The sequence below is a fragment of the Butyrivibrio sp. DSM 10294 genome (assembly GCF_028539135.1).
GTDB lineage: Bacteria > Bacillota > Clostridia > Lachnospirales > Lachnospiraceae > Butyrivibrio.
Genome location: NZ_JANSWL010000049.1, coordinates 58312 through 71221, shown reverse-complemented (window position 1 = coordinate 71221; position 12910 = coordinate 58312). Strand labels below are relative to the sequence as shown.

The 12910-nt window shown below is 49.1% G+C and carries 8 protein-coding genes and 1 other annotated feature; of the genes, 3 read left to right on the top strand and 5 right to left on the bottom strand.

The window, feature by feature from the left end; genetic code table 11:
* Positions 1–118: 118 nt before the first annotated feature.
* The 3 genes from proS to NXH67_RS04310 form a co-directional block, all read right to left on the bottom strand.
* Positions 119–1552 (bottom strand): proline--tRNA ligase, encoded by a 1434-nt coding sequence (gene proS / locus NXH67_RS04320; RefSeq protein ID WP_022779291.1) that lies wholly within the window; start codon positions 1550–1552, stop codon positions 119–121.
* Positions 1553–1616: 64 nt separating this feature from the next.
* Positions 1617–1856: a binding site (T-box leader), on the bottom strand.
* Positions 1857–2019: 163 nt separating this feature from the next.
* A complete protein-coding gene (locus NXH67_RS04315) occupies positions 2020–3318 on the bottom strand; it encodes a TldD/PmbA family protein (protein ID WP_272796534.1) in 1299 nt (432 codons plus the stop codon).
* Entirely contained in the window at positions 3319–4704 is a 1386-nt protein-coding gene (locus NXH67_RS04310) for a TldD/PmbA family protein (RefSeq protein WP_272796533.1), read from the bottom strand. It abuts the gene before it with no gap.
* Positions 4705–4924: 220 nt separating this feature from the next.
* On the opposite strand from NXH67_RS04310, the gene NXH67_RS04305 reads away from it, so the two are divergent.
* Entirely contained in the window at positions 4925–5947 is a 1023-nt protein-coding gene (locus tag NXH67_RS04305; protein ID WP_022779288.1) for a sugar kinase, read from the top strand.
* Positions 5948–6056: 109 nt separating this feature from the next.
* Here NXH67_RS04305 and NXH67_RS04300 read toward each other — a convergent pair whose 3' ends face one another.
* Both NXH67_RS04300 and NXH67_RS04295 read right to left on the bottom strand, forming a co-directional pair.
* Positions 6057–7739: a GGDEF domain-containing protein gene (locus NXH67_RS04300; protein ID WP_272796532.1), complete on the bottom strand. Its 1683-nt coding sequence runs from the start codon at positions 7737–7739 to the stop codon at positions 6057–6059.
* Positions 7732–9447 (bottom strand): GGDEF domain-containing protein, encoded by a 1716-nt coding sequence (locus NXH67_RS04295; protein WP_272796531.1) that lies wholly within the window; start codon positions 9445–9447, stop codon positions 7732–7734. The genes NXH67_RS04300 and NXH67_RS04295 overlap by 8 nt, the downstream gene beginning before the upstream one ends.
* A gap of 266 nt (positions 9448–9713) precedes the next feature.
* Between NXH67_RS04295 and NXH67_RS04290 the strand changes: the two genes are divergently transcribed.
* The gene (locus NXH67_RS04290) at positions 9714–11072 is read left to right on the top strand and encodes a CCA tRNA nucleotidyltransferase (RefSeq protein WP_022779285.1); all 1359 of its coding nucleotides are present in this window, start codon (positions 9714–9716) and stop codon (positions 11070–11072) included.
* 21 nt (positions 11073–11093) lie between these two features.
* Positions 11094–12872: a PEGA domain-containing protein gene (locus NXH67_RS04285; protein WP_272796530.1), complete on the top strand. Its 1779-nt coding sequence runs from the start codon at positions 11094–11096 to the stop codon at positions 12870–12872.
* Positions 12873–12910 lie beyond the last annotated feature (38 nt).

Below are 12910 nucleotides of genomic sequence, written 5' to 3'. Positions count from 1 at the left end.
TAATTTATTCTATAGACAGGGAGAATTGAAAAGGGAGGAGGAAATGGCTTACGGTGGCAAAATTTTTACCGCCGGAAGTCATTTCCTCCTCCCGTTCAATTTTTCCGTCAGGGATGAATTAATAAGCTCTGCCCCAGTAGACCATCTTGGTGGCGGGCTTGCCACATACTACGCAGGTGTCGGAAATCTGCTCCTGCTCGAAAGGTATGCAACGGCTGGTTACGTTGTATTCTTCTTTGATCTTGTCTTCGCATTCGCGGCATCCGCACCACATAGCCTTTACGAAACCATTGGTCTCCTTGAAGGCCTCTGCGAACTCCTCTTTGTTCTTAGCTGCGAAGGTGTGTGCCTCAAGGTGTGCCTTTGCTCTTGCAAACATATCCTTCTGGATTGTATCAAGAAGCTCTCCAACCTTAGCAGGAACCTCTGAAATAGCACATTCGATCTTTTCTCTTGTGTCACGACGAACAAGTACGCACTTGCCTGCCTCAAGATCCTTAGGTCCGATCTCAACACGAACAGGAATGCCTCTCATCTCGTGCTCGGCGAACTTGAAGCCGGGAGTCCTGTCTGAATCGTCTGTCTTTACTCTGAAGGCTGAAAGGCTCTTAGCGATATCATATGCTGCATCAAGAACACCTTCCTTCTTCTGCTGGATAGGAATAACAACAACCTGAACAGGTGCAATCTTAGGAGGTACAACGAGACCTGAATTGTCGCCATGAACCATGATCATAGCACCGATTGAACGGGTTGTAAGGCCCCAGGAGGTCTGATTTACATAGTGAAGCTGGTTGTCCTTGCCGGCATACTGGATACCGAAGGCCTTGGCAAAGCCATCGCCGAAGTTGTGGCTGGTTGCGCTCTGAAGAGCTCTTCCATCGTGCATAAGGGCCTCTACTGTGTAAGTAGCCTCAGCACCTGCGAACTTCTCTTTATCTGTCTTCTGGCCTCTGATAACAGGAATAGCCATGTCGTTCTCGAAGAAATCAGCATATACTTCAAGCATCTGCTGTGTGCGCTCCTCAGCCTCTTCGAAGGTTGCGTGAGCTGTGTGACCTTCCTGCCACAGGAATTCGCGGCTTCTAAGGAAAGGTCTTGTCTCTTTTTCCCAACGAACTACTGAGCACCACTGGTTCAGAACCTGAGGAAGATCCTTGTAGGAGTGGATCTCTCCCTTATAATAATCGCAGAAAAGAGTCTCTGAAGTAGGACGTACGCAGTATCTCTCGGAAAGCTCCTCGAGACCGCCGTGGGTAACCCAGGCAACCTCAGGTGCAAAGCCCTCTACGTGGTCCTTCTCCTTCTGAAGAAGTGACTCGGGAATGAACATAGGAAGGTAAGCGTTCTGTACGCCTGACTCCTTGAATCTTGCATCCAGGTGCTTCTGGATGAGCTCCCAGATAGCGTAGCCTGCAGGCTTGATAACCATGCAGCCCTTGATGTTTGAATAGCTTACGAGATCAGCCTTGATACATACGTCTGTGTACCATTGGGTGAAATCCTCATCCATGGAGGTGATCTCAGATACGAGTTTCTTGTTGTCTGCCATTTTCTTTTTCTCCTTTTTGATTTGTTTTAAAGGAATCAAAAAAGCCGATGCTCTTTGATCCCAAATCAGGGACCGAAGTTCATCGGCGGTACCACCCTTTTTAAATCCGCTTAAAAAAGCATAAGCGAATCTCTCTCAACTGCCCCTTAACGCGGGAAACGCTGTATTTATGCCATTTCCAAATAAATATGACCTTCATACAGGACTCCAAGGCAGGTTCACTGTTTCATCCTAAGAGCCTTCCACCAAGCGGCCCTCTCTCTGTGAAGCTTACGCAGCTACTATTCCTCTTCAACGTCTTTATTTATATTTAAAAAAGATTCTATTCGGATTTATGATTATTGTCAAGGTATTAGATGACAGGGGGATGACAAGGGGACGGTTGCGAGTCAATGGGGACGGTTCTTGCTGACTCACGAAGCGAGTCAGCAAGAACCGTCCCCATTGACTCACAACCGTCCCTCGGATTAATTTCCTGAGATCGTCACTCCCCCGGCCAGGATATATGGCATAACCATACTTCCGTTACAAAGAAGTTCCTTGGAAATAGCCTTGATATTAAACAGCATGTCAAAAAGGTTAGTGCTGATCATGGTCTCCATGACAGCGCCCTTGATCTTGCCATCCTCAACATAGAAGGCATTCTTGGCCACACCGGAGAGTTCGCCGGTGGCGCCGGGCATTCCGCAGGAAATGGAGCCTACGATAAGGCCTTTTTTGATGCCCTTAACCATGTCTTCGTAAGGAGTATCTCCGGGATCAACCACTGCGTCCATACCGGTATTGAGAGCACGTTCCACACCACACTTATTGGAGGCATAGAGACTTGCTGCAAAGCTCTTTAACACACCTTTTTCGATGACATCGTAGTTCTCTGACCTGAAGCCGTCCAGGGTGTGAACCTCGTGGCAGATGATCCTCTCATCCCAGGGATTCGCCCTGATCGTAAGAAGAGGAGAAGCCACCTGCTCACCGATCTTATCAAGCCATTTGCTAGTCTTGTTAACCAGGGCATTGTCCATAACGGTATTGCCCATCACATAGGATAGAACCTGATATGCACAGGCCGGTGTAAAGAGCACATCGCCCTCAAACTTGTCGCTGATATTTATTGGATCAAGGGAGTTCTCGGCATCTGTCAGATCTTTTTCAATGCTGCCAAGCTCGATCAGCTTCTTATCAAGGTTGTCGAAGTTAACCCAGGACACATTGATACCGGTGGAGTTCTGGCCGTCGTTGCCGGCAAATTCCATAACGATCTGGTAAAAACCGTATTCCGAATCATCGCGGGTTCCGTTGGTATTGATAAAAAGTGAGTGGCCCCGGGTGTACTTGGCAAACATCTCCATGACCTTGATCTTCTTGTGATCCCTGGCGATGTCCTCTGACAGCTCAAGACAGCGCTCCATCAGTTTATCAATGTCCGGAACAAGGGCCTTGTTGCTGAAGTTCTCCGGTTCAAGACCGGGAGCGATGTCGAAGCACTCATCGGGATCACTGGCCTCTGCGGAGGAAAGGGCCTCATCTATTGCGGCCTCAACAGCCTCTTTTTCAAAGGTGTTGATGTATTTGGTACCTCTTTTGTGGTCCTTGATGACCATGATACTGAGGTCGTTGTCAAAAAGGGTTCTGAAAAGAGTGAACTTCCCGTCCTTCATGCTGATCTCGCGCTGGGTAGATTCAGTGATGGTAAAATCTGCCTTCAGATCGCCCTTAGTCTTAATATGTTCTGTAATGATCTCTGAGATCTTCTGTAAGTCAGCCATTTATCTACCTCCTATGGAAATCTTGCATCTGATGGCGGGACCGCCCATGGAAACTGGCATCATCTGCTTCTTGCCGCAGTATCCAAGAGGGCACCAGGTTACGGTATCCGAAACCATATCAACAGTCTTAAGAAGGTCGAAAGCTACGCCTGAAACGGTGGTATCAAGGATTGCCCTGCCAAGCTTGCCGTTCTTGATCTCATAGCCGCTGGTGATTCCGAACATGAATTCGCCGGTGAGATCTGCCTGGCCGTTGTTGGTGCTGATAAGATAATAGCCGTCGTCTACGGAAGCTATCATGTCTTCCAGGGTATCTTTTCCCGGAAGTACAGTGGTGTTTCTCATTCTGATAAGAGGCTCGTCTGAGAAAATATAGCCTCTTGAGTTGCCGCAGGGCTCAGCGCCAAAGCGGTCTGCGCTCTCCCTGTCGTGCATGTAGCCCTTAAGGATTCCGTTTTCTATAAGCACGGCGTCCTTGGCAACAACACCTTCGTCGTCAAGATATACGGGAAGCGGAGCCTGTCCGTCCCGGAAGGTATGGGCGTAGTCAACGATGCTGACAAGGTCTGATGCAACCTGCTCCCCAATGCGGCCGTTTGCAACGGAGCCCCCAAGAACAAGGTCAGCTTCAACGGTGTGGCCGATGGCTTCGTGGGCGATCATGCCTGCCACGTCGGGATGAAGAATAACGGTCTTAACTCCCGCCTCAGCGTATACCCCTTCAGCCTTGTCGCAGAGCTGCTTGTGGAGCTTCTCGATCTTTTCATACAAGGGAGAAAGATCCGCAAAGTGTTCTTCCATATGACCGAAGCCACCAATGGCATCGGAGAGCTCGATGGGCTGGCCGTCTGCAGATTTTTTGCTCATCTTTACATACAGACCGCATCTTGGATAAGCCACATGTCCGTCCGCTGCATCAGAGGTCACAATTATCTTTTCCATTGTCATTTCGTTATAGGAAACGCTCCTTGAGAGAAGATCGGGATAGGTCTTCTCGATGTGGGCGTCGATTTCCTTGCAGAGCTCTACGATTCTTTTCTGCTCAAAGTCGATTATCATTCTGGGTGAAGTTACATAGGAACTTCCCAGTGAAGGATAGGGTTCCTTTTTCTGAGTGTTGTATTTGCCAAGATATCTGGCATTTTCTGTGGCAGCCTTGATGGTCCTTGCAGCAGCTTCCTCAGAGTACTCTGCAGTTGAAGCAAAGCCGTAGGCTCCGCCAAGATACACTCTTGAGCAGATGCCACGTTCCTCGGATCTGGAGTTACCGATCAGGTTGCCGTTTTGGATAGAAACCGATCTGTACCTGTTTTCCTGACCGCGAAGAACGGTCTGCAGGCCGGTTTCAAAGAGACTTTTTTGTTTCAGTAAGATGTCTTCCAGCATTATTTCTCCTCCAATACTTAGTTTCCCCTCAGAAATCATTGTATAGGTCGGGCAAACATACTTCAATAGCGGATTACATGAGGAACTATAACGACTTCATTATTTTCAACATTCTGTTTTATGTAAGCACTTACATTGGAATTTCTTTTTCATTATGATTGTCTTACAAATTTTGCTTAAAGAGCGGATATTGATGGTTGGTTACGTAAGAGGAGGGCTCATGGGAGACGGCAGATTTGATCTATTAACATTTGGAGAGATAATGCTGCGTCTCTCACCCCCGAACTACGAGCGCATGACAAGAGGCGATGTGTTCGACAAGAGGGCAGGAGGGTCAGAGCTGAACGTGGCTTCAGGCGTTGCTCTTCTTGGACTTCGTACCGGAGTTATCTCAAGACTTCCCCAGAATGCACTGGGAACTTTTATCAAAAACAGGATCCGTTTCGAGGGAGTATCCGACGATTACCTTATCTACGATGAGTCGCCGGAGGCAAGACTTGGTATTTACTATTACGAGAACGGCGCAGCTCCCCGTAAGCCATCCATTGTTTATGACAGGATGAATTCCTCCATCACCAGAATTTCACTGGATGAGATACCGGAGGATGTGTACACCTCCACAAGGATGTTCCACACCAGCGGCATTTCACTGGCCCTTAATAAGAACACCTGCGAGGTTGTTACAGAGATGATAAGGCGCTTCAAAAAAGGCGGCGCAATGGTATCCTTTGACTGCAACTACAGAGCCAATCTCTGGAGCGAAGAGGAGGCAAGGGCAGCCATTAATAACATTCTTCCCTATGTGGATATTCTTTTTGTATCAGAGGAGACTTCAAGACGAATGATGCAGAAAGAGGGCGAGCTATCCGAGATCATGAAGAGCTACACCAGAGATTATCCGGTGAAAATAGTATGCACCACCCAGAGAGAAGTAATAAGCCCCAGGAAGCATAACTTCACCTCTACTATCTACGATGCAACAGCGGATGAATTTGTAACGGAAAAGCCATATACAGATATTGATGTTATAGACAGAATAGGTTCCGGAGATGCCTATGTATCCGGCGTTCTCTACGGAATCCTTAAGTACAATGATGTGAAAAAGGCGCTTTCCTACGGAAATGCCACCTCCAGCGTCAAGAACACTATACCGGGAGACCTTCCCGCCAGTGACCTTCGTGAGATTGACGGCATCATTGCAAACCACAAGTCAGTGGGACCGGTAAGCGAGCTCAATCGCTAAGGGCCGGCAGCTGACATTTACAATGCCGATTTACGTTCGCCATAACGTATTTCCTTTATAAAAACCTCTAATGAAAAGACCGGTTCCTCCCGGTCTTTTCTGTTATTAATCATTCTCTTGTCATCATGTGGGAATAGTACTTCCTCTTAAAATCATACATTCTTTTATCCGCCAGAATGAAGACGGTGTGGGTATCCCTTTCCTCGGCCTCGGTGCTGAAGGCGTAGCCGTAGGATACGCTGTGATTAACCTCAGGATCCTTTTCGTCCAGATCTTCAAGCTTGCTGATAAGAAGCTTGATCCGATTATCCAGACTCTTTCTGTCAATGCCCTCAAGAAGAACAAGGAACTCGTCGCCGCCTATCCTGCAGCAAAAACCAAGCTCGGAGAAAGTCTCGGACAGGGCTTCCGCAAAGGATTTAAGGAGCCTGTCTCCTGCGGGGTGGCCTGCGTTGTCGTTAACTTCCTTAAGGCCGTTGAGGTCGAGGCTTAAGATGCAGTAGTCTCTGTCTGTATTATTGAGCTCAAGGAACTTTTTGTCGCAGCTGGCTCTGTTTGGAAGGCCCGTAAGATTGTCGGCGTAGGCAATCTGTCGCAGCGACGCATACGCTCTTTTCTGGGAGAAGGCATGTGTCATGAAGATGAAGTAGTTAAGGAGCTGAACGATGGCAAAAAACATGGCTCCCAGCGGCAGTGCTACAAGGACAGGACTCTGCCTGTAATCAGTGTACAGATGAAGGGCAGTTACAACTGCGTATACCACGAACATTGCAGACAGCACGCAGACTCCTGCCATCAGCGTTCTGGTGGTGGCATTCTTGATTTTCCTTCGAAGGTCCGTGATCTCATAGCCGGCAATAATGATAATGCTTATTGCCGACAGAGTCAGGTACGGAACCTGGAAATGGTGAATATGGACGATGTTCAGGACATGGAGCACGATGAACAGTGTTGAAAATGACATCGAAGCTATGCCCAGAACGGTAACGACCCTGTTGTTGTAGCGCTTATGAAGATCCAGGATAAGCAGGTAAATAAAGGGTACCAGCAGGTACTCCGCCACATGCTCTGCGAAGGTACTGAAGGAGTTGGTGATCAGAATCTCCGTGCATTCATAGGAGCTGATTATCCACACGCCGATCAGCATATTCATCAGGGAACAGATGACCTGAGTGGATACGCCGGAGGATTTCATATAAAAGAGCAACGATATGGACAGGAAGACCTGACCGAAGATGATCAGGAAAACACCGGTAAAGAGCGGAATGTAAACGCTGCTTAGCTGATATCTGTACAGGTCGTCGAAGTTACCTATCATGGGGCTTACCATATCTGCGGAGGTGTTGTTTTCCACCACAAATAGCCTGATTGAAAGAGTCTTGTTCTGAAAATCAAGGGGGAGTGCGATCTTGTTATAGCCCTTGCCCACAAAATGGTTGTCAATCGTGGCTGACATATCCTCACTGGCAATGAGTTCGTCGTCGAGATAGACTTCATAGGCCATGTACTGTGTCTTGAACAAAAGGTATGGGAAAGGAACGTCAGGAGAGCTTATAGGAACCGCATAGGTGAGAGTCAGATTGTCGCCTCTTCCCAGGGCAGCTCCTACCTTGGAACTCATTTTTTCCAGATTAGTATTTATGTACTGCTCGTTGTGGTAGGTTACGGTCCAGCCCTTTTTGAGTGTCATGATCGGGTATTGGGGTGTGAACTTAAAAAGCATCTGAAGGAGCAGGATTATAACCGAGATTATGACCAGAGATATGGTAACGAAGGATATAGTCTTACGCATGTGCAGTCACCTCCGTTTTACTCTGGTGTTCCCGCTTCATCTCATACATGCGGTTGTCCGCCAGCATATAAACCTCCTGGGCAGAGCCGTGAGGAACTTCGTAGCTGTAGGCATAGCCGTAGGAAGCGCTGTAGCTGAATTTGGTTTCTTTGTGATTCCACTCGTTGATGAGGAAGTAGAGCTCATGGATACGCTTGGTCAGGTTGAGGGCTCTGTCCTCTATCATCACTACAATGAACTCGTCGCCGCCCATTCTGCCTATCAGGTTGGCATCCCAGAAGCAGTCCGAGAGAATGGTGGCAAAGCCGGTGATAAGGCGGTCGCCCTCGTGATGCCCCAGTGTGTCGTTGACCTGCTTGAGCTTATTAAGGTCAAGGCTGATTATGGCATAGGCGCCCTTTTCCTCCGAGAGCATGCTCATCATCTGCTCGCAGCGGGCTCTGTTGGCCAGTCCCGTTAAGGGGTCCGTGTAGGCCAGATTGGCGATCCTGCTCTGAAGAGAATCGTAGTTGGTACTAAATACGTTGAAAAAGAGATAACTTACCAGCAGGCAGGATACCAGAATCAGGGACCCCACAGTGGTTCCGTTAAGTTCTGCGTAGGCTTCGCCGCTGCTACTAAAGAACACCAGATAGTTGTATTTTACAATGTCATAAAAAGCGCACAGGGCAAAAAGAATGATGCCCACAAGGAAAATATTGTCGGAGCTCATGTTCTTTTGCTTCGCTTCCTGTCTGGTCGTCACGTAGAAATAGATTATGAGTACCACTACCAGAACGCACTCGGACAGGGAAATGCTGTGCAGAAAAACGGTGTAGGACGTGAATCTTCTGATATGAAGAAAGTGGAGCGCAACGGAAAACAGGAACAGGCATACATCAGTGATGAAAAGGCCGGTGAAGATCTTTTTGGCTTTACCCGTGTATACGGACATAAGATACCCCATGAAGGCCGTGGGAATGTTGTAGAGGGAGCCGTACTCCAAGATGGTGTTAAGTACAGGGTTACCCACAAGGCCGTCAATGATAAGGTAGTAGCACAGCATATAGGTGCCCAGGGTCAGCGAGATAAGCCCTGAGAACAGAAGCCTTATGTCATGATTGTGATAGATAAAAAGATAAGGCGACAGTATCAGCAGTATAAGTCCAAGAGTAAACAGGAATATTCCGGTAAAAAAGCTGGCTCTGAAATGAAGGGATCTGTGCGTCATCAGGTCTGCTCTTGTACCCACTTGAAGGGGAGAAAGTCCGGAAAAGCTTCCGCGCATGGTGCCGGTCAGCTCTATTCTAAGTTCTTTGCCAGCGTAGTCCTCTCCAAGGGGAACTACATTGATCTTGTTGGGAACGGTGGTGTTGGTGTCGTAGTAGTTCTGGCCGAAGGTGTAGATCAGCTTGTCATCTAAGTAAATATTAACGATTGCTCTGATGGAATGATAGGAGATACAGGGATGCTCGAAGCCGAATTCCTCCAGGGTGCGGGAAAGAGACACGGTCTCGCCCTCGTCGATGATGCCTACGCCGGAAGAGGTGAGGGGAGCGGTGGTGGTGGAGTGGTCTGCTTTGGTGATGGTGAAGCCTTCGGTGAGCTGGAGAAAGTTGGGGGTGGATTTGGTGATGCGGTCGTTGTAGCCAAGAAAAAAGAACCCCGTAAACAATAGTGCGAGGAAGAAGAAAGCTATGCCTGTTTTTTGGATGCTCCTAAATTTCATTACAAAATCCTCTTTATTTCATATATTTTACCATAGAAAACCCTCGAAAAAAAGTGCGGGAGATTGCCGTCATTCATGGGATGTCCGCGGTGGGAGGGATTTTGACGGCTTCCGGGGCTTGGGACTTCCGGGGGAAATCATCACGAAAACAAGTATTTTTACGGCGCTTTTCCTCGTAATTCCTCCTCCCCGCCTGCCCCTTTCCGCTCGGACTCTATACCAACGCTACAGTTGCGTCGGTGATGGGTGTAGGATATTATTAAGATATGAAGATTAATATGCCGAAAAATGCGAAAAAAATTCTTGACACCATCCACGAGGCAGGTTTCGAGGCCTACATCGTGGGAGGCTGTGTTAGAGATGCACTGCTGGGAAGAGAGCCGGGAGACTGGGACATCACCACCAATGCACTGCCGGAGGATATCAAGAAGCTTTTCAGAAGAACAATAGATACAGGAATTGAGCACGGAACCGTCACTGTAATGATGGACAAGGAAGGATATGAGGTAACCACCTACAGGATCGACGGTAAATATGAGGACAGCAGGCACCCCAGCGAGGTCACTTTTACCAAGAACCTCACTGAGGACATGAAGAGACGAGATTTTACCATCAACGCCATGGCCTACAACGAGGAAGAGGGACTGATCGACAGGTTTGGCGGAATTGAGGATCTAAACAGCAGGGTTATCAGATGCGTCGGTGACCCCATGGAACGTTTTTCCGAGGATGCCCTTCGTATCATGAGGGCGGTGAGATTCTCTGCGCAGCTGGATTATTCGATTGAGGATAAGACAAGGCAGGCCATCAGGGAGCTGGCGCCGACACTTGAGAAGATCAGTGCTGAGAGAATACAGGTTGAGCTGGTTAAGCTCCTTACTTCTCCCCATCCGGACAGGATCAGAGATGCCTACGAGATGGGTGTTACAGCGGTGATACTTCCTGAGTTTGACAGGTGTATGGCCACGGAGCAGAACAATCCGCACCACATGTATAACGTGGGAGAGCACATAATCCAGAGTCTTCTGTATGTACCTGAGGATAAGGTGCTGAGGCTCACAATGCTGCTTCACGATCTGGGCAAACCGGAGACAGCGACTGTAGATGACAAGGAAATCAGCCATTTTTATCATCACGCCGAATATGGCGCCAAGATGGCAAGAGATATTTTCAAAAGACTTAAATTCGACAGGGATACCATGGAGCTTGTCTGCAAGCTGGTGCTTCACCACGACGACAGGTTTCCTGCCGAGGAAAAATATGTAAGACGAGCCATGAACCGCATCGGAGTAGAGGAGGTAGAGCTACTTCTCAAGGTAAGATATGCGGACACCATGGCCCAGAGCGAATATGCCCGGGAGGACAATCTGGCTCTCATTGAGAAGACCGGAGAAGTCTACAGGGATGTTTTGCAGAAGGATCAGTGTGTGAACCTAAAGAGTCTTGCGGTTAACGGAGGCGATCTTATCCGGGCGGGGGTAGCACCGGGTAAAAAGATGGGAAGCATCCTTGAAGCCATGCTTTCGGACGTCATCGATGAGCCCGCCCACAATACAAAAGAGTATCTGATGGGTGAACTGGAACGCTTTGCCAAGGCCGCAGAAGAGGCGGGCAGCGACGCATAAGCTGCACTATGAGGGGTAATTATGAGAAAGAGCGGTAAGATCGAAAGGACGATAACGGCTTTGATTCTGATGGCTGCCTTTGTTTTGTCAGGAATAGGCAGCGAGGCTGTCAGCGCTCAGAGTAGTGAGAAAGTGAACATTTCGCTGGTGGGTAAGTACGACTCCGCAGACACAGCGGCCATCAGGGATATTGACCTGGAGGGGCGGACCATCAGGTTCAGGAACCATTCCACGGGAAGAACCTATACTTTGAACTATGACAACACCAGCATGATGTACGATAAATACGGCGGGCCGTTGTCTCCGGCGCTTCTTAATATCGGGGAAGTGGTGGATGTGACTTTCCTTAAGAGCACCAAGAAGATCACGACGCTGAACATGTCTGACAAGGTTTGGACCATTGAGAACACCAGAGATCATGAGCTGTCCAGGGGTGATGGCACAGCCAAGATCAAGAAGGATGTGTACAAGCTTGATGTGAGGACTCTGGTCATGGCAGACGGAGATCTGGCGCTGCCTGAGGATGTTCTTTCAACGGATACGATCACTGCAAGGGGCATCGGCAAAGATGTCTACAGCGTCATCGTCACCGGCGGTCACGGCTATGTGAGCCTTTCCTCTGATACGGTGGAGGACAGGAGTCTGGTGGGAGCCTGGATCGAGCTGGACAACGAGGTTATTCACAAGATCTCGCCCAACATGCTGCTGAGTGCGCCGGAGGGTGATTACAAGCTGCAGATCCTGGGTAACGGGGCCAATTATCAGCAGAATGTCAGTATTTCCAGGAATCAGGAGACTGTGGTTGATACGGGCAATGTTGTTATATCGAGGCCCAAGGAAGGCCTTGTGACCTTCGAGATCAAGCCTGAGGAGGCAGAGGTCTTCGTTGATGGCAAAAAGGTTCTGACGGGCACCCCTGTGACCATTCAGTACGGATATCATAATCTTAAGGTAATGGCTGACGGATACGAGACTCAGACCAAGTATCTCAAGGTGGGAACACCTAAGTCGGTCATTCAGATAGAACTGGAAAAAGATGCTGCGGCTTCGGATGCAAGTTCCGACGAGGATGATTCCGAAGATGCTTCCAAGTACAAATCCAAGACGGACAAGTCTTCGGAGAAAAAGAGTAAAGACAACGGAAGTTCAGCCAAGAAGGCTTCCAGCGCCGCCAGCAGCGCATCCTCTAAGGATGTCAGCGCCAATGACTCCGACAGGAAGAAAAAGAAAAAGGACGGAGATCTTATCGAGGGCTACAAGGTATATGTGGATGAGCCCTACGGCGCAGAGCTGTATCTGGACGGCAATTATATCGGGATAATCCCCACCAGCTTTAACAAGGTGTGCGGAAATCACGAGATCATTCTTAAAAAAGAGGGTTATCAGACCAAGAGCTACAGGGTTAACATAGATGCCGAGGAAGAGAACGACACCTACAGATTCCCTGAGCTTGTGAAGATCAAAACGGATGATCCGTCCGAGGGAAAGAGCTCGGAGGGCTCCTCCGAGGGTTCCTCTGAGGGCAGCAGCGCTGCCAGCTCCGCTTCCTCAGAGGATGCGGGAGGCGCAGCCTCCGGCGATAGCGGAACCGGAAGAAGCGGCTATGGCGAAGCTGCATCGGGCGAGAGCACCGGCACGGGCGCCGGCTCCGATGGCTCCGGGGGTGACTCCGGGGGCGAAGCTTCGAACGGAGGCACCAAGGATACCGGCGGCTCGGAGGGTGCCGGCTCCGGAGGCACAGGCGCAGGAGACAGCGATGGCGCCGACGATGCAGCAAGCACCGCTTCCGGCGGCGAATAGCCTTATTAATGTGCCCCGGCACAAATATTTACAGACAG

Coding starts and splice junctions, on each gene's coding strand:
- proS (WP_022779291.1), bottom strand. CDS start 1,552: ATGGCAGACAACAAGAAACTCGTATCTGAGATCACCTCCATGGATGAG.
- NXH67_RS04315 (WP_272796534.1), bottom strand. CDS start 3,318: ATGGCTGACTTACAGAAGATCTCAGAGATCATTACAGAACATATTAAG.
- NXH67_RS04310 (WP_272796533.1), bottom strand. CDS start 4,704: ATGCTGGAAGACATCTTACTGAAACAAAAAAGTCTCTTTGAAACCGGC.
- NXH67_RS04305 (WP_022779288.1), top strand. CDS start 4,925: ATGGGAGACGGCAGATTTGATCTATTAACATTTGGAGAGATAATGCTG.
- NXH67_RS04300 (WP_272796532.1), bottom strand. CDS start 7,739: ATGCGTAAGACTATATCCTTCGTTACCATATCTCTGGTCATAATCTCG.
- NXH67_RS04295 (WP_272796531.1), bottom strand. CDS start 9,447: ATGAAATTTAGGAGCATCCAAAAAACAGGCATAGCTTTCTTCTTCCTC.
- NXH67_RS04290 (WP_022779285.1), top strand. CDS start 9,714: ATGAAGATTAATATGCCGAAAAATGCGAAAAAAATTCTTGACACCATC.
- NXH67_RS04285 (WP_272796530.1), top strand. CDS start 11,094: ATGAGAAAGAGCGGTAAGATCGAAAGGACGATAACGGCTTTGATTCTG.